Source organism: uncultured Litoreibacter sp. (genome assembly GCF_947487515.1).
Lineage (GTDB): Bacteria > Pseudomonadota > Alphaproteobacteria > Rhodobacterales > Rhodobacteraceae > Litoreibacter.
Map to the genome: position 1 here is coordinate 631,189 of NZ_CANKWO010000001.1, position 15,457 is coordinate 646,645.

At 56.6% G+C, this 15,457-nt stretch carries 16 protein-coding genes; 11 read left to right on the forward strand and 5 right to left on the reverse strand.

The annotated features are described in order from the left end of the window. The first annotated feature begins 10 nt into the window (after window positions 1-10). Window positions 11-508, forward strand: a complete 498-nt coding sequence (locus tag Q0746_RS03070; RefSeq protein ID WP_298257078.1) for a YcxB family protein — start codon at window positions 11-13, stop codon at window positions 506-508. Between the two features lie 4 nt (window positions 509-512). Here the strand turns inward: Q0746_RS03070 and tgt are convergent, their stop codons facing one another. Then, window positions 513-1,643 carry a tRNA guanosine(34) transglycosylase Tgt gene (gene tgt / locus Q0746_RS03075; protein WP_298257079.1) on the reverse strand — a complete coding sequence of 377 codons (1,131 nt, stop codon included), beginning with the start codon at window positions 1,641-1,643 and terminating at the stop codon, window positions 513-515. A 52-nt stretch (window positions 1,644-1,695) separates the two neighbouring features. On the opposite strand from tgt, the gene Q0746_RS03080 reads away from it, so the two are divergent. The 6 genes from Q0746_RS03080 to Q0746_RS03105 all read left to right on the forward strand — a co-directional run bounded on the left by Q0746_RS03080 (window position 1,696) and on the right by Q0746_RS03105 (window position 5,473). Then, complete coding sequence (locus tag Q0746_RS03080; RefSeq protein ID WP_298257081.1) at window positions 1,696-2,391, forward strand: hypothetical protein; 696 nt, start codon at window positions 1,696-1,698, stop codon at window positions 2,389-2,391. Window positions 2,392-2,502: 111 nt separating this feature from the next. Next, window positions 2,503-2,865 (forward strand): SUF system Fe-S cluster assembly protein, encoded by a 363-nt coding sequence (locus Q0746_RS03085; protein WP_298257083.1) that lies wholly within the window; start codon window positions 2,503-2,505, stop codon window positions 2,863-2,865. Further along, entirely contained in the window at window positions 2,865-3,227 is a 363-nt protein-coding gene (locus Q0746_RS03090) for an iron-sulfur cluster assembly accessory protein (protein WP_298257085.1), read from the forward strand. Before Q0746_RS03085 ends, Q0746_RS03090 begins: the two co-directional genes overlap by 1 nt. Then, the gene (locus tag Q0746_RS03095; RefSeq protein ID WP_298257087.1) at window positions 3,224-3,547 is read left to right on the forward strand and encodes a TfoX/Sxy family protein; all 324 of its coding nucleotides are present in this window, start codon (window positions 3,224-3,226) and stop codon (window positions 3,545-3,547) included. Before Q0746_RS03090 ends, Q0746_RS03095 begins: the two co-directional genes overlap by 4 nt. Window positions 3,548-3,559: 12 nt before the next feature. Continuing rightward, window positions 3,560-4,312: a triose-phosphate isomerase gene (tpiA, locus tag Q0746_RS03100; RefSeq protein WP_298257089.1), complete on the forward strand. Its 753-nt coding sequence runs from the start codon at window positions 3,560-3,562 to the stop codon at window positions 4,310-4,312. Beyond that, window positions 4,313-5,473: a cytochrome P450 gene (locus Q0746_RS03105; RefSeq protein WP_298257091.1), complete on the forward strand. Its 1,161-nt coding sequence runs from the start codon at window positions 4,313-4,315 to the stop codon at window positions 5,471-5,473. A gap of 35 nt (window positions 5,474-5,508) precedes the next feature. On the opposite strand, the gene Q0746_RS03110 is transcribed toward Q0746_RS03105, so the two are convergent. The 3 genes from Q0746_RS03110 to Q0746_RS03120 all read right to left on the reverse strand — a co-directional run bounded on the left by Q0746_RS03110 (window position 5,509) and on the right by Q0746_RS03120 (window position 8,888). Next, complete coding sequence (locus Q0746_RS03110; RefSeq protein WP_298257093.1) at window positions 5,509-6,579, reverse strand: ABC transporter ATP-binding protein; 1,071 nt, start codon at window positions 6,577-6,579, stop codon at window positions 5,509-5,511. 59 nt (window positions 6,580-6,638) lie between these two features. After that, window positions 6,639-8,009: a sodium:proline symporter gene (locus Q0746_RS03115; RefSeq protein ID WP_298257095.1), complete on the reverse strand. Its 1,371-nt coding sequence runs from the start codon at window positions 8,007-8,009 to the stop codon at window positions 6,639-6,641. A gap of 99 nt (window positions 8,010-8,108) precedes the next feature. Beyond that, window positions 8,109-8,888, reverse strand: a complete 780-nt coding sequence (locus Q0746_RS03120; protein WP_298257097.1) for an SDR family oxidoreductase — start codon at window positions 8,886-8,888, stop codon at window positions 8,109-8,111. 367 nt (window positions 8,889-9,255) lie between these two features. Here Q0746_RS03120 and Q0746_RS03125 point away from each other — a divergent pair, with 367 nt between their 5' ends. Both Q0746_RS03125 and Q0746_RS03130 read left to right on the forward strand, forming a co-directional pair. Further along, window positions 9,256-10,272: a Hint domain-containing protein gene (locus Q0746_RS03125; protein ID WP_298257099.1), complete on the forward strand. Its 1,017-nt coding sequence runs from the start codon at window positions 9,256-9,258 to the stop codon at window positions 10,270-10,272. Between the two features lie 72 nt (window positions 10,273-10,344). After that, window positions 10,345-11,709, forward strand: a complete 1,365-nt coding sequence (locus Q0746_RS03130; RefSeq protein WP_298257101.1) for a pentapeptide repeat-containing protein — start codon at window positions 10,345-10,347, stop codon at window positions 11,707-11,709. Window positions 11,710-11,714: 5 nt separating this feature from the next. Here the strand turns inward: Q0746_RS03130 and Q0746_RS03135 are convergent, their stop codons facing one another. After that, the gene (locus tag Q0746_RS03135) at window positions 11,715-12,080 is read right to left on the reverse strand and encodes a SnoaL-like domain-containing protein (RefSeq protein WP_298257104.1); all 366 of its coding nucleotides are present in this window, start codon (window positions 12,078-12,080) and stop codon (window positions 11,715-11,717) included. 118 nt (window positions 12,081-12,198) lie between these two features. On the opposite strand from Q0746_RS03135, the gene Q0746_RS03140 reads away from it, so the two are divergent. Together Q0746_RS03140 and Q0746_RS03145 are read left to right on the forward strand one after the other, a co-directional pair. Continuing rightward, complete coding sequence (locus Q0746_RS03140; RefSeq protein WP_298258037.1) at window positions 12,199-13,806, forward strand: peptide chain release factor 3; 1,608 nt, start codon at window positions 12,199-12,201, stop codon at window positions 13,804-13,806. 113 nt (window positions 13,807-13,919) lie between these two features. Next, window positions 13,920-15,254 (forward strand): acyltransferase, encoded by a 1,335-nt coding sequence (locus tag Q0746_RS03145; protein ID WP_298257106.1) that lies wholly within the window; start codon window positions 13,920-13,922, stop codon window positions 15,252-15,254. Window positions 15,255-15,457 lie beyond the last annotated feature (203 nt).

Sequence of the window (15,457 nt, forward strand, 5' to 3'; positions counted from 1 at the left end):
CCTAGGCGCTATGATTACTTTATCTTACAGCATCGACGAGCCGGAATTCATGCGGGCTGCCCGCGCCTATTGGTCCTACAGCGGGATCGGCGATCGCGGGAACGTGTTGCTTGCGGTTGGCTTGGTGCTCATGGGGGGCGCATTGGTCCTTTGGGACGTTCCCACTGGCTGGATTTGGATCGGCGGGGCCGTGCTCCTAGGTGCGATGACCATCGCGCGAAATCTTTTGTGGCAGCGCGGCTACCGCAAGATGGTGAAATATCGCGCACCGATCACAGCCAGCTTCATGCCCGAAATGATCGAAGTCCAATCGGCCGAAGGAGAATCCACCCTGCCTTGGGCAACCTTCAAAAAATACATCGAAACACCGGAGTATTTCTTCATCACTATGCCTCGGCGCGGCCTGTCCATTATTCCCAAACGCGCCTGCAAGGACGATCTAGAAATCGAAGCCCTGCGCGACATGATCACCGCCAATCTGCCCCGCGCCAAGATGCGCTGGACGTGAACGCCTAGAGACGCTCAATGTCGCCATGCGCGCGTGTTTCATGGAAGGTTTTCACAAATCCGGCCAGATCGGACGTCGCAATAGCCGCGCGAAGACCCGACATAAGCTCTTGATAGTAATGCAAGTTATGCCAAGTCACGAGCATGGAAGAAATCATCTCATGGGATTTGAACACATGGTGTAGATAGGCCCGCGAATACTGCGAGCAACAAGGGCAACTGCAGGCCTCGTCCAAGGGGCGCGGGTCGTCCATGTGGCGGGCGTTCTTGATATTGACCACCCCGTGACGGGTGAACGCCTGCCCTGTGCGCCCCGAGCGCGACGGCAAGACGCAGTCGAACATGTCGATCCCACGCTCCACTGCCCCGACAAGATCATCGGGCTTACCGACGCCCATCAGATAGCGTGGCTTGTCTTGTGGCAACTGATCGGGGGCATAGTCCAGACACCCAAACATTGCCTCCTGCCCCTCGCCCACCGCAAGGCCTCCTACGGCGTAACCTTCAAAGCCGATCTCGGTCAAAGCTTTGGCGCTTTCTTCGCGGAAGTCTTGCTCCAACCCGCCTTGCTGGATGCCGAACAAAGCGTATCCGGGGCGGTCGCCAAACGCCTTGCGAGACCGCGCGGCCCATCTCATTGACAACTGCATGCTGTCGTTGATGCGGGTGCGATCTGCGGGCAGCGCAGGGCATTCGTCAAAACACATCACAATGTCAGAGCCGAGCAACTTTTGGATTTCCATCGACCTCTCGGGCGAGAGCATATGCTTGGAGCCATCGATATGGGATTTGAAGGTCACGCCTTCCTCGGTGAGCTTGCGCAGCTCTGCAAGGCTCATAACTTGAAACCCGCCGCTGTCGGTCAAGATAGGGCGATCCCAGTTCATAAACTTGTGCAGGCCACCCAAATTGGCAATCCGTTCCGCCGTTGGGCGCAGCATCAAGTGATAGGTATTGCCCAGCAAAATATCCGCCCCAGTGGCGCGGACACTTTCAGGCATCATCGCCTTCACCGTGGCCGCAGTCCCCACGGGCATGAAGGCCGGTGTACGAATTTCCCCGCGCGGAGTTGAAATAACGCCGGTACGAGCCTTGCCATCGGTGGCATGAAGGTCAAATTTAAATCTCTGTGTCATGGGACCCGCTTTAGGGGTAAAAGTAAGTTCTACGCAAGGGAGACGGCCATAAATGAACCGCCGCGCGCTTCTCATATCACTGTTGGTCAGTGCTGCCCTGCCAGCTTTTGGGCAGTCGGTCCGCTACGAGTTGGAAAACTCTTTAACCGAGCGCGCAAAATGGCGCAGTCTGGGCGATAAAAACTGGGTTACCAACGACCCGATAGAGCGGGCCCGCTCTGGGCGATCTCGCATCACGACTTACGAACTGGAACACGTCGGTGGCGGAACGCCGGTTGCCCGACTTAAGTCGCTGATTGCATTGGCTGAAGCTGGCCCCAAAGGGTACAACGCGGTTCACGTAGGCGCACGCATCAAGACCCCCAAGCCCCCGACGCAGATGACCCTTGGCCAAATTCTGGCGTGGATCAAACATACGCCGGGGCAGCCCCATGCGATTGGCCGGTATCAGTTTATTCCCTCGACTTTGCGGTCCCTGATACAGCGCGCGGGCCTACCCGCAACAACGCGGTTTACACCCAAAATCCAAGACCAACTGGCCGATCTTTTGCTGGCTGATGCAGGGCTACAGAAGTTTTTAGCAGGGCGCATGTCGCGCAAGCGTTTCATGAACAACTTGGCAAAAATTTGGGCCGGTCTCCCCACATCCTCCGGAAAAAGCTACTACGACGGCTATGCAGGCAATCGCGCCACCCTAACGCGGGCCTATTTTGATGGAAAAATGCGGGAATTTTTCCCCAAATCCTGATCGGGATCCTGTGTTTCATACGAATGATGTGAAATCCTGCAGGTCTGGCACTGGACGATGCCTTGGCCAATCCTTATATCTTTACTCAACTATCTCTTATGGACGCTGAACATGACCCAGCCAACTGAACATCTTGAAGGCGCGCCGCTGATCAAGCCCTCTTCTACGGACCACCCGCTTTACGATAATATCGTTGAGGCGTGTCGCTCCGTGTATGACCCTGAAATTCCAGTAAATATCTACGATCTCGGGTTGATCTACACTATCGACATCAGCTCCGAGAACGAGGTTTCTATCCTGATGAGCCTCACCGCTCCGGGGTGCCCCGTCGCAGGCGAAATGCCGGGCTGGATCGCCGAGGCAATCGAGCCAATCGCAGGTGTCAAACAAGTTGGGGTTGAGCTGATTTGGGAGCCCCCTTGGGGCATGGAGATGATGTCCGACGAGGCACGTTTGGAACTGGGGTTCATGTAATGTTTTCCATTCCGGGCAAACAGGCCGTCTCCATCACTGATCAGGCCGCGGTTCAAATCGCCAAACTGATGGCGCGCGACGGGCATAAAGCCTTGAAAATTGGCGTAAAAAAGGGCGGTTGCGCTGGCATGGAATATACCATGGATTACGTCGATGAAGTCGCAGACAATGACGAAGTGGTCGAACAAAACGGTGCCCGTGTGATCATTGCTCCAATGGCGCAGATGTTTTTGTTCGGAACCGAAATCGACTATGAAACCAGCCTTTTGGAAAGCGGGTTCAAGTTCAATAACCCGAATGTCTCGGAAGCCTGCGGATGCGGCGAGTCGATCAAGTTTGACGAGAACCTGTTTAAGAAATGAGCGTGAGTGAGGCCGACATTGCCTTCGCCCGCGAGCTTTTCGCAGCCCTCCCTGCCATCACAACCCGCAAAATGATGGGAGGTCTGTGCCTCTATAGCGAGGGGCAAATATTTGCGCTCTTGCACTCTGACGGACAAATTTTCCTCAAGGCACAGGGCGATTTTGTCCCTGAAATTGAAGATCTTGGTGGAACCCGCTGGACCTATACCCGTAAGGACGGCAAAGTGGCTGAAATGCCCTATTGGTCCTTACCCGATCAATTTCTCGACGACCCAACCGAGGCCAGTGCTTTCGCACGCAAAGCCTTGGATCACCTCTAAAGGACGAATTTAATGCGCCGTAAACTTGCTGCTGGAAACTGGAAAATGAACGGGCTCACCGCCCAATTGGCCGAAGTCGAGGCGCTTTGCGCAGCCCACCCGAGCCCCAGCGTGGATTTGCTGATCGCCCCTCCTGCCACCTTGGTCTCCTCTATGGTGGTGACTGCATCCGATCACGCGCTGGACGTCGCAGGTCAGGATTGCCACCCAGAAAGCTCCGGCGCGCATACTGGCGACATTTCAGCCGAGATGCTGAAAGACGCAGGCGCGTCTCACGTAATCCTCGGCCATTCGGAACGCCGTGAAGACCACAATGAAAGCGACGACATTGTGCGCCGCAAAACCCGTGCGGCCTTGGACGCCGGACTAAAGGTTGTGATCTGCATTGGTGAAAGTCTCGAAGAGCGCGAAGCCGCAAACACTTTGGACATCATCGCCGGTCAATTGGCGGGCTCCTTGCCTGATGTTCTCACCGGTGAAAACACCGTTATTGCCTATGAACCGATTTGGGCGATTGGCACCGGAAAAGTGCCGACATTGGCACAGATCAGCGAAGTTCACACCTTCATTCGCGCGAAACTGGAAGCACGGTATGGGGAAGGCGTCGGCCGCTCCATTCGTTTGCTCTATGGTGGCTCGGTGAAACCGGCCAATGCATCGGACATCTTTGCAGTCCCCGATGTCGATGGCGCTTTGGTTGGAGGGGCATCGCTAAAGGCAGAGGATTTTTCCGCCATCATCAAAGCTTTGGAAAACGCCGCCTGAATGAAGTGCGTTTCACAAGCTCCAACGGATCAAGGGCTGAACCAAGATCCCTACCCGTTCTACGACCGCATCCGCCCGCTGGGCCAATTGGTCTGGTGGGAAGACTACGACATGCCCGTTGCGGCCTCACATGCCGTCGTTTCAGCCTTGCTTCGCGACCGCCGCTTCGGTCGCGAAAACCCGTATCCGCCGGCGATCCCGAAGCATCAAGCCGCGTTCTATGCGGTGGAAGCCCACTCTATGTTGGAGCTGGAGCCCCCACGACATACGCGGCTGCGTGGATTGGTTTTGCGGGCCTTCACCTCACGTCGCATCAAAGAGCTTGGCCCTGAGATCGAGGCCCTCAGCCACGAGCTGATCGACGCCTTCCCAGACACGCCTTTTGATTTGCTGACCGAATTCGCACAAAAGCTGCCGGTAATCATTATTGCCCGCCTGCTTGGCGTTCCTGAAGGCAAAGCGCCAGACCTGCTGCGCTGGTCCAACGCGATGGTGCGCATGTATATGGCGTCGCGTACCCGCGCCGATGAGGACGCGGCGGCACAAGCGGCAACCGATTTCGCAACCTATCTGCGCAGCTATGTGGAGGCCCGACGCGCCAAGCCTGCAGATGATCTGATTACCCGCTTGATCGAAGCAGAAGAAGATGGCGAACGCCTATCCACCGACGAGCTAATCACCACATGTATCTTGCTGCTCAATGCGGGTCATGAGGCGACGGTTCACTCCCTCGGGAACGGTGTCAAAACCGCACTGCAGACTGGGAAACGGCCTGACGATCCAGACAAATTCGCCGAGGAAATTCTGCGCTACGACCCGCCCCTTCACATGTTCACTCGGTTCGCGATGGAAGACATCGAGGTCTTCGGCCACAGCTTCAAAAAGGGCGAAGAAGTCGGCCTGTTGCTAGGCGCGGCCAACCACGACCCAGATGTCTACAACAGGCCGAGTGAATTCGACCCAGAACGGGACATGCCCCCGCACACCAGCTTTGGCGCTGGCTTGCACTTTTGCGTCGGAGCGCCCTTGGCACGCCTAGAGTTGTCAATCGCGGTGAGCGTTCTGTTTCGCCGTTGTCCTGACCTGAAGCTGGCAAGCCCGCCGGAATATGCCAACAGCTACCACTTTCACGGGCTGACGCGACTGATGGTGTCGCAGTAGATCAATATAGATAGGCCGCCCTACCGGCCATTTGGTCAGGCCGCGAAGACAAAGCAGCGGTCGCGACGCATGGTCAACCACAGGGTCGTGCCTTCCTTTGGCAAGAAGACCGCCGGCACCGTCGCCTTCAAAACAGAATTGTCTGCCGCCATGCGGAACTCGACTAAACTCTCGCGCCCCATAAAGCGGGCCCGCTCCACGACGGCGCGCGCAGGCGTCCCATCTTGCGGCGTGGGATTGGGGCCATGGCCTTGGCGGTCAAAGTCGATTTTCAGATGCTGCGGACGGATCACGATCTCAACCGCCCCCCCGTCCGGATGGCCCGGAGTTAGGAACTGACCAAAGGGCGTGTCTGTCAAAGCCCCGTTGGATTTCCCACATATCACGTTGATATCACTGAAAAATGCGGCCGCTTCCTTGTCGGCGGGTGCATTGTAAATATTATAGGGGTTGCCCTGTTGCACGATTTGCCCGCTTCGCATCAAAGCGATCTCATCGGCCATCCGCATGGCCTCATGCGGCTCATGGGTCACCAGCAAAACCGCTGTGCCCTCTTCCTTTAGCACCGCCAAAGTTTCATCACGAATTCCATCGCGCAAACGGTCATCAAGGCCAGAGAATGGCTCGTCCATCAGCATGATTTTGGGCCGTGGGGCCAATGCACGGGCCAGGGCCACGCGCTGTTGTTCGCCTCCCGACAATTCATGTGGATACATGTCGCCAAATCCGCCAAGCCCCACGCGATCTAGCAATTCGCCTACTCGCCGAGCGGCCTCCGCCTTCGTCCCCGTCAGTCCAAAGGCCACATTTTGCGCCACGCTCAGATGCGGAAACAAGGCAAAGTCCTGAAACATCAACCCGATAGATCGCCCCTCAGGTGGTACGCGCAGCGCGTCGCCGCTGATCAGCTGGCCATCAACCCACAGCTCGCCGCTGGACTGGCGTTCCACCCCCGCGATGATACGCAAGGTCGTGGACTTACCGCAGCCCGACGGCCCCAACAGGCAGGTCACCTGCCCCGGAGCCACGCTGAGAGACAGGTTATTCACCACCTGTTTGCCTGCAAAACTTCTGCAGATGTTTTTCAGCTCTAACCTTGGGATCACGTGATTTGTCGCCTCTTACCCGATCAAAACAATCGGAAAACTAGGTAACAGTCTCCTCCCTAGTCGGCAACCCTGCGCGACCCAATCACAACCGATGCAAACCCCGCAACCAGCACAACCACGCAGATCGCCAAAAGTTGCTCGTACTTCGGCGCGTCCGGCAAGATCGTGGCCATGAACTCCGTTCCGCGCAAAAAGTAGGCCATTGCCCCCAATATGGCCGCGATGAACGACACCGCGTAGGACCATAGTGGCACCGACCACCCAAATACAAACACAGCCACCATAACCGGCGTCAGGAACATCGATGCCGTGCCTGAAACGGCCACCGCGTCAAACAAAGTCGCGTTGCCCCACAACGTCAACGCACCGCCAAGCACCATAAAGATGACCATCACCATACGCCCGCCCATCAAAGACCGCGGCGCAAGGCGCAACTCTTCGACGCATAGGCGCGCAGCAGATGACAGCGCAGAATCGAGCGTCGACAAGGCAGACACCAACAACGACACCAAAAGCGCCACAAACACCCAAGTCGGGAACATGCCCGCCCAAGTGGTCAACAGCTGCCCCTCATAGGCCGCGCCAAGGTTGGCGGCATGAATACCGAATACACCAAAGGCCAAAATGCACAGGCTCGACAGCCAGAACGCATGAAGAAAGGAATTTCGTGTGGTCTTGCGATCCGCGATAAAGCCTCGGTCCATCATCACAGGGTCATGCGCTGGATAGGAAAACACCTGCAACAAAGCCACGGCAAGCAACACCCAACCTTGGCGGGATCCAGATGCCCCCTCTGACGTCACAATTGCGGTCACGGAGAACTCAGGCGATGCGACCAAATAGATAAACGCCGTGGCGAATACGGCCAAGAAGATCACCATTTGCACCACATCCGTGCGCAAAGCCGCACTCAGCCCCCCCCACGCCGAATAACCCAAGCCAAGCACCGCCACAGCGACGATTGCATAGGTTCCTGCATGCGCGACTTCAGGCAAAACCGCCCCGAAGATCAAGCCCACCACCAACAGGTTGGCAAAGACCTCGGAGAGCAAACGCAAGGCGATAACGACATTATACGCCCCTTGCCCAAAGGCGCCAAACCGTGCGCCCAGCCAGTCCTGCACCGACGTTGCATCGCGGGTGCGCAGCTGGCCGATGATGTATCCCCCCGTCAAAAACGAAAGGTAATAGGCCGCATATGCCAGCGTGCCCGCAGCGCCATAATAGTACCCAAGGATGGCAGAGTTCATCAAAGATCGCGCAAAAATCCATGTGGTGACTTGGCTAAGCACCAATGTCCAAAGGCGCGGCGCGCGCCCTGCCACCTGCCCGTCAAAAAAGCCCTCTACGGATGCACGACGCGGGGCCATCAGGAATGAGAAGACAATAACCGCCCCGAAGGCGGCAATTACATAGAGGCTGAGCATAGTTCTGTCCCGACTTGGATTTTTTTAACTAGGCCGCGCATAGCAAAGCCCCGCCCATCGGGCGAGGCTTTAGACACCTCCCAACACAATCGTGATGACCTACAATGTGGCGTTCGTTGCTCCGCCATCCAGCAAAATGTTTTGCCCAACGATAAAACCCGCATGTTGCGAGCACAGGAAGGCACATGTCGCGCCAAATTCGGCGCGCGTGCCATACCGGCGGGCGGGAATCGTGGCCTCGCGGGCGGCGCGTGCTTCCTCCATGCTTATCCCCTGCTGTGTGCTTACACCTGTGTCCAAAGACACGGCACGGTCTGTCGCGTGAATGCCTGGCAAAATGTTGTTCATTGTCACTCCTGACGGCGCAATCTGGCGCGAGGTGCCCGCAACATAGCCGGTCAAACCCGCGCGTGCGGCATTCGACAAGCCAAGCACTGGGATCGGGGCTTTGACCGATTGTGACGTGATGTTCACCACGCGCCCCCACCCGCGATCCATCATTGCAGGCACCAGCGCTTTGATAAGCGCAATTGGGGTCAACATGTTGGCATCCAAAGCAGAAATGAAGTCATCACGGTCCCAGTCGCTCCACATGCCGGGAGGTGGGCCGCCGGCATTATTGACCAAAATGTCGATCTCACCTGCAGCTTCAAGCACCTTGGTGCGGCCCTCTTCACTGGTGATGTCGGCCGCGATCGCCACGACCTCGACGCCAAAGCGGTCACGCAGGGTCTGCGCGGCCTCTTGCAGAGGGCCATCGGTGCGGGCATTCATCACGATGTTCACTCCGGCCTGCGCCAAAGCCTCTGCACAGCCAAGGCCAAGCCCTTTGCTCGACGCACATACCAACGCGCGCTTACCTTTGATCCCTAAATCCATTTCAAGCCTCTTCCATTCGCCGCATTACATTTAATCTTCTGCATGCGTAGCACTCCGTAGCTGCCGCGAGAAGAACCTTATCAGCGCCGCAATTCCGCCTTTGATTCGTAAAATCCGGTTAAATCACTCGTCAAAACCACAATTGTCGGAACCAAAACGCGCTTTCACAGCGAATTGTTTCCTCTCCCCCCCTGAATTTGCGACACATTTAACCAAATTCCCCTGCAATCGTTGCAAAATTTTCGACATACTTTAAACCAGACTTAACGATGGCGGTGGGGTTCGCCAGAGAATGAAGGTGCGGGGGCACGTTCGTTTCTATCTGGAGTAGCTTGGAACTGTTGTTTGTTTACAAGTGAGCTGCCTAATGCAACATCATCTGCCAACCGAATTTGTCGCCAATCATGCGTTTCTGGTCTATCCAGCCGCGGAGTTTCGCGTCTCCAACGGCGTGAACCACGGCGACCCTGTTGCCGGTGTAAATGATGTCTGCCTTGGGGATGGCTACAGTCTGAAACGAAGCGCGCAAATTTACTCCATGGATCTGTCGGAGCGCATTGGCGCGGGGCCTCGTCCGGTTTTCTCTGTCTCCGATGGTAGCCAGATCGAAGTGCCCGGCACACGCACCCGCATTTCGGCGCGATTGACCTTCATGACCCAGATCGGCGCGTCGGTGGATGCATTGGTAATCACATGTGACGCACCACTTGCGCGCGATTACTTCTACCCGCTTGGCCCGATTGAATCTGGTGTGGAATACACGCTGATCGCTGCCGAGGATGCACCACGTGAAATCCCCTTGGCCGATCTGACTGGCATGAGCTTCGGTCGCGGCACTCGCATCACCATGTCCGACGGCTCCCAACGCCCTGTCGAGCAGCTGAAAGCGGGCGACCGCGTTCTGACCCGCGACAATGGTATGCAAGCCGTTCGATGGGTTGGGTCGCGCACGGTGCAAGGAGCAGGTGAATTCGCCCCCGTTGTCATCAGCCAAGGTGCTATGGGCAACGCTGAGGACATCACCGTTAGCCAGCAGCACCGTATGCTGGTGTCCGACTGGCGCGCCGAGGTGATGGTCGGGTCACGCGATGTGCTGATCTCCGCGATCGATTTGATCAATGATGACACCATCTACGTGCGTAAAGGCGGCTTTGTTGAATACACGCAGTTGGTCTTCGACCAACACCAAATCCTCTATGCTGAGGGCGTGCCAACAGAAAGCCTGCACATGTCGCAGCAAATTCTGAATGGTCTGCCAGAGGACGTGGCCTCCGAAGTTCTGCAACTCTTTCCAGACCTGCCCACCGATGAGCCAAAGTTCAGCCGCGTGCCGCTGAAAAGCAAAGACGCCGCCAACCTTCTGCGTCAAACCGGTCGCCTGTAACGCCTACCCGCTTTGCATCAAAGGCCAGAGCCGCTAGCGTGGCCGTGAGCGAGGCGAGAAGGCAGCAACAGCATGGCAAATCCCCAACATCTAGAATGGCTGCGCGAAGGCGTAGACGCGTGGAACGCACGCATGCGGGAAAAGCGGTTCGTTGCGGACCTGCAAGGGGCGGACCTGCAAGGGGCCGACCTGCAAAGGACCGACCTGCGAGGGGCAGACCTGCGAGGGGCAGACCTGCAAGGGGCGCTCCTGTTAGAGGCGGACCTGCAAGGGGCCGACCTACAAGGGGCCGACCTGCAAAGGGCGCACCTGCGAGGGACCGACCTGCAAAGGGCGCTCCTGAAAGGGGCACTCGTGCGAGGGGCGGGCTTGCAAAGGGCGGATGTGAGAACAATCGTATATTCGGCGGAGCGCGATGCGCTCACACGCACCGCTGAGTATACGGACCTTAGCAAAACCCGCCTTTTAACGCAAAATCAGGTCAACCTGATGCGCGGCGACAGCGGAACGATCCTGCCCCAACACATCACCCCCCCCGCCCATTGGCCGGAGGTTGGATTGGAGGAAGAGCCGCCCGTCGAAAGCGCTTTTCACAGCGACGAAACAGCACGTGGCCCTTCGCCGGTTCAATATACCCCACCTGCGGCCTTCAAGACCGAAGACAATGTCATCGACATTCGCCACACACCACAACGCCCAGAACCCCGCGAAGCCTCGCAAACTCCGATAGACAACGCGCTTTGCGAAAAAACCCGCAAAGCCCTGCTGCATCAAACCCGCACCATCGTGAAGCTTCTGACAGCCTATGAGAATGAGGACAGCAACCGTGCCGAAAATGCAGCGCAAATCGCAATCACATGCAAAGAGCTGTGCGATGCGCTGGATGTCCCAGCCGAAGATTTCCTCCCGACCCTGTTGGAAGACTACATAGAAGCCATAGCCATCGGCTACGGCGAGGACATCCATGCCTTCGAGACAAATGACCGCGCCGCCATCGAGCGCCTGATCAAACGTGGCCGGCAGCACTACGCCTGTTACCCCGAACTCGTCGAAATCGCCGACCCAGAAAATACACGTTTTATCCCTGACACGTTCCCCTACACCGTCGCCTCGCTTACTGCCGAGATTGACGACATTGTCTACGGCGATGAAAGCGAAACCTTCTTTAGCAACACGACACGTACTCTGATCGAGGCCGAAAAGACCGCCCGCGTTCCCCGTGACGTTGACCCCAACAAGTCCAAACTCGCACGACTTGGCGCCATAACTGCCGAAATGTGGCGCGAAATGGAGCCACAGCGTGAACGCATAAAGAAGCTAGGCCTCAAAGGTAAGGACGGTGTAGACAAAGCTACCGCATGGCTAAAAACCTTCGAGAAGGTTCAGAAAATCTGGGAAGCCATAGAGCCCTATATTGGGAAAACCCCAGACGCCTAAAGCCCCTAATCCACGTAGAAGAATTCCTCGCGCACGATTTTCCCTTCGGCCACATGATACACGGCGATCTCTTCCATGTTGGAAATCTCACCCGTCTCTTTGCTCTTGGCTTTCATTTTGAAGGTCACACCGAAGCGGTCATCGCCATGTGGATAAGGCCCGCCAACTTCGCCCTCTAGGATTTCAAAGGCGCTGGCGAACCATGCGTGCTTGCCTTTGATGCCTTCAATTCCGACGGTTTCGCGGCCGTTTCCTAGATCTCTGGCTTCGACCGATACGGCGTCCGTCGCGTAAAGCTTGCCAAGGTTTTCCTCTTCACGGTTTTCGCGGCACCCCGCTACCAATTCATTCGCGATTTCCAACAGCGTCATTTTCATCTCCCAATTAATGTTCCCTATACGTTCTCACAATGCCCGAAAAACGTCACCTGATCAAGACAGCGTGCCTGATCGATTGCGGAACTCCGCCGACGCCTCTATATCCAACCGCATGTTAGACCTCGCATCAAATCAGCCTGTGTTGCCGCCCGAGATTTCTCGTCGTCGGACCTTCGCCATCATCTCGCACCCTGATGCGGGCAAAACGACCCTGACTGAAAAGTTCCTCCTGTATGGTGGTGCGATTCAAATGGCGGGGCAAGTGCGCGCCAAGGGGGAGGCACGCCGCACCCGTTCTGACTTCATGCAAATGGAAAAGGATCGCGGGATTTCCGTCTCGGCGTCCGCGATGTCTTTTGACTTTGACAGCCACCGATTTAACCTCGTGGACACGCCGGGTCACTCGGATTTTTCCGAGGATACTTACCGGACACTGACGGCCGTGGATGCAGCCGTGATGGTCATCGATGGTGCTAAAGGCGTCGAGAGCCAAACGCAAAAACTGTTTGAAGTCTGCCGCTTACGCGACCTTCCTATTCTTACATTTTGCAACAAAATGGACCGCGAAAGCCGAGATACCTTCGAGATTATTGACGAAATCCAAGAAAACCTTGCCATTGATGTCACGCCTGCCTCTTGGCCGATTGGCGTCGGTCGTGACTTCATGGGCTGCTACGATCTGATCAACGACCGCCTTGAATTAATGGACCGCGCCGATCGCAACAAAGTAGCTGAAAGCATAGAAATCAACGGGTTGGACGACCCGAAATTGGCCGAACACGTGCCGGAAGCGCAGTTGAACCAATTCCTCGAAGAGATTGAAATGGCTAAGGAATTACTCCCAAGCTTCAATCACCAAGACTTTCTTGACGGGACGATGACGCCGATTTGGTTCGGCTCTGCCATTAACTCTTTTGGGGTGCAGGAACTGATGCAAGGCATTGCGGATTACGGCCCGCAGCCGCAGCCGCAAAAGGCCAGCCCGCGTGCAATTTCCCCTGATGAATCAAAAGTTTGCGGCTTCGTCTTCAAGGTTCAAGCCAATATGGACCCCAAGCACCGCGACCGCGTGGCCTTCGTGCGCTTGGCGTCAGGCCATTTCAAGCGCGGAATGAAGTTAACCCATGTGCGCACCAAAAAGCCGATGGCGATCTCCAACCCTGTGCTATTTCTCGCCTCGGACCGCGAATTGGCCGAAGAGGCATGGGCCGGTGACATCATGGGCATTCCAAATCACGGGCAACTGCGCATTGGCGACACCTTGACCGAAGGCGAAATGATCCGAGCCACGGGCATCCCCTCTTTCGCGCCTGAATTGCTGCAAAACTGCCGCGCGGGCGACCCGATGAAGGCCAAGCATTTGGAAAAGGCGCTGATGCAGTTCGCCGAAGAAGGTGCCGCCAAAGTGTTCAAACCAGCGTTCGGTTCCGGCTTTATCGTCGGCGTGGTTGGCGCGTTACAATTCGAAGTTCTAGCATCTCGCATAGAGCTGGAGTACGGCCTGCCCGTACGTTTCGAAGGATCGCAATTCACCTCGGCCCGTTGGGTCACCGGTGACAAAACTGCCGTCGATAAATTCATCGAGGCGAACAAGCAGCACATCAGCTATGACAACGACGGCGACGTGGTGTTCTTGACCCGCCTACAATGGGACATCGACCGCGTGGCCCGCGACTACCCTGACGTAACGCTTAGCGCGACGAAGGAAATGATGGTGTAAACTGTGGATGCTTCAGAAGTGTCGATTTGTATGGGCACTTCTGCTATGATTGTGAAATCACGGCCCATTTCGGGCCCAAAGCACAATTATAACAAATATATAGAGCATTCTCAGTGACCCAAAAGCACGCTTCCGACAAAATGCCAAAAGGCCTGTTCGCCGCTGCGCGTTGGGCGGCCGAGCGCACGCCAGACAGCCGCAATCGCGCAGTCGATTTATACCGCGCCATCGCAATTAGCTTCGTCATCTTGGGGCACTGGCTCTTGGTCGCAGGGGTTATCCGCGACGGCGAGCTCGACTTCGTGATCCTGCTTGCCGAGCAACCTTGGACCCATTTCGCCACTTGGCTGTTCCAAGTAATGCCGGTGTTCTTCTTCGTCGGAGGTTTCTCAAACGGGCTGTCATGGACGTCCGCGCGCAAAGATCCTGTGAAGAAATCTGCTTGGGCGTCCTCGCGTCTGTCCCGCCTGTTGAAACCAACGGTTCCGGTCGTGCTTTTCTGGGCTGTCGCGGGGGCTGTCGCCCATATGTTGGGTGTCTCGGTGGAGCTGATCTCTAACGCCTCACAAGCTGCCCTCGTGCCTGTATGGTTCTTGGCCGTCTATATCATCATGACTATGGCGGTCCCTGCCACGATGGCTCTTTGGGACAAAATGGGCATCGCATCCGTTGGCGTTTTGGCGTTGGGCGCGATCATGGTAGATGCAATTGCCTTCGGGGCAGATCAAGGGTGGCTCCGTTGGAGCAACTACGCCTTTGTCTGGCTTGCCGTACACCAACTGGGTTATTGGTGGGGCACGGCCGAACGCCCTAAGACTTGGGCGTTGGGCTTTGTCGCATTGGGCTGTGTCTGGCTCTACGTTTTGATCGTGCAGTTCGGCTTCCCCGTGGCAATGGTCAGCGTTCCAGGCGCAGAGATGTCCAACACCCGCCCCCCAACCACCGCCATGCTTGCCGTTGGAAGTGTGCAGATCGGGGTGATCTTGTTGTTGACTGATCTGGCGCAGAGATGGCTTCAGAACGTGAAAATCTGGACGTGGGTCATCGTGTTCAACCAGATGATCATGTCGATCTATCTTTGGCACATGACGGCCCTGCTAATCGTCGTCGGCATCACGGCCTATGTGTTCGCAGGGGTTGGGCTGCACGAGGCTCCGGGAACCGGCTTGTGGTGGGCCATGCGCCCAATTTGGGTGGCCCTGTTCACCGCTGTTTTGGTTCCCTTTGTCTTGATCTTTGTCGTCTTCGAGGCCGGCAGCAAAACCACGGCAGACATGCGCCCCAGCCCTTGGCAGGCCATGTTCGGGGCTGTCATGACCTGTGCAGGTTTGGTCACGATGGCGATGGTGGGGCTTGGCAAAGAGAACGCAATTGGCGTCAATTGGTTGGCCGTGGGGCTGGTGGTGTTCGGTGTATTTGTCGCCACGCGGCGATTCTCTGCGCGCTAGATCAGTCTCCAATGCGGCCAATTCACCACGTATTGTTGTTAGAAGGCGCTTTATTTACCGCTGTTTAGCGCCTTCACCCCTGTATTTATTGACCTCTTGGTCCGCGCGGGATACATGCAGCGTACCCGCGGAAAACGTCTGCGGGTCGACGCAGGGACGCGTTGGAACCTGCGTCCCCAATTTCTGCCGCATCTTGCCCCATG

What these genes read in the sequence shown, in the direction of transcription:
- Q0746_RS03070 (WP_298257078.1), top strand. Translation starts at nt 11, where the DNA reads ATGATTACTTTATCTTACAGCATCGACGAGCCGGAATTCATGCGGGCT.
- tgt (WP_298257079.1), bottom strand. Translation starts at nt 1,643, where the DNA reads ATGACACAGAGATTTAAATTTGACCTTCATGCCACCGATGGCAAGGCT.
- Q0746_RS03080 (WP_298257081.1), top strand. Translation starts at nt 1,696, where the DNA reads ATGAACCGCCGCGCGCTTCTCATATCACTGTTGGTCAGTGCTGCCCTG.
- Q0746_RS03085 (WP_298257083.1), top strand. Translation starts at nt 2,503, where the DNA reads ATGACCCAGCCAACTGAACATCTTGAAGGCGCGCCGCTGATCAAGCCC.
- Q0746_RS03090 (WP_298257085.1), top strand. Translation starts at nt 2,865, where the DNA reads ATGTTTTCCATTCCGGGCAAACAGGCCGTCTCCATCACTGATCAGGCC.
- Q0746_RS03095 (WP_298257087.1), top strand. Translation starts at nt 3,224, where the DNA reads ATGAGCGTGAGTGAGGCCGACATTGCCTTCGCCCGCGAGCTTTTCGCA.
- tpiA (WP_298257089.1), top strand. Translation starts at nt 3,560, where the DNA reads ATGCGCCGTAAACTTGCTGCTGGAAACTGGAAAATGAACGGGCTCACC.
- Q0746_RS03105 (WP_298257091.1), top strand. Translation starts at nt 4,313, where the DNA reads ATGAAGTGCGTTTCACAAGCTCCAACGGATCAAGGGCTGAACCAAGAT.
- Q0746_RS03115 (WP_298257095.1), bottom strand. Translation starts at nt 8,009, where the DNA reads ATGCTCAGCCTCTATGTAATTGCCGCCTTCGGGGCGGTTATTGTCTTC.
- Q0746_RS03120 (WP_298257097.1), bottom strand. Translation starts at nt 8,888, where the DNA reads ATGGATTTAGGGATCAAAGGTAAGCGCGCGTTGGTATGTGCGTCGAGC.
- Q0746_RS03125 (WP_298257099.1), top strand. Translation starts at nt 9,256, where the DNA reads ATGCAACATCATCTGCCAACCGAATTTGTCGCCAATCATGCGTTTCTG.
- Q0746_RS03130 (WP_298257101.1), top strand. Translation starts at nt 10,345, where the DNA reads ATGGCAAATCCCCAACATCTAGAATGGCTGCGCGAAGGCGTAGACGCG.
- Q0746_RS03135 (WP_298257104.1), bottom strand. Translation starts at nt 12,080, where the DNA reads ATGACGCTGTTGGAAATCGCGAATGAATTGGTAGCGGGGTGCCGCGAA.
- Q0746_RS03140 (WP_298258037.1), top strand. Translation starts at nt 12,199, where the DNA reads ATGTTAGACCTCGCATCAAATCAGCCTGTGTTGCCGCCCGAGATTTCT.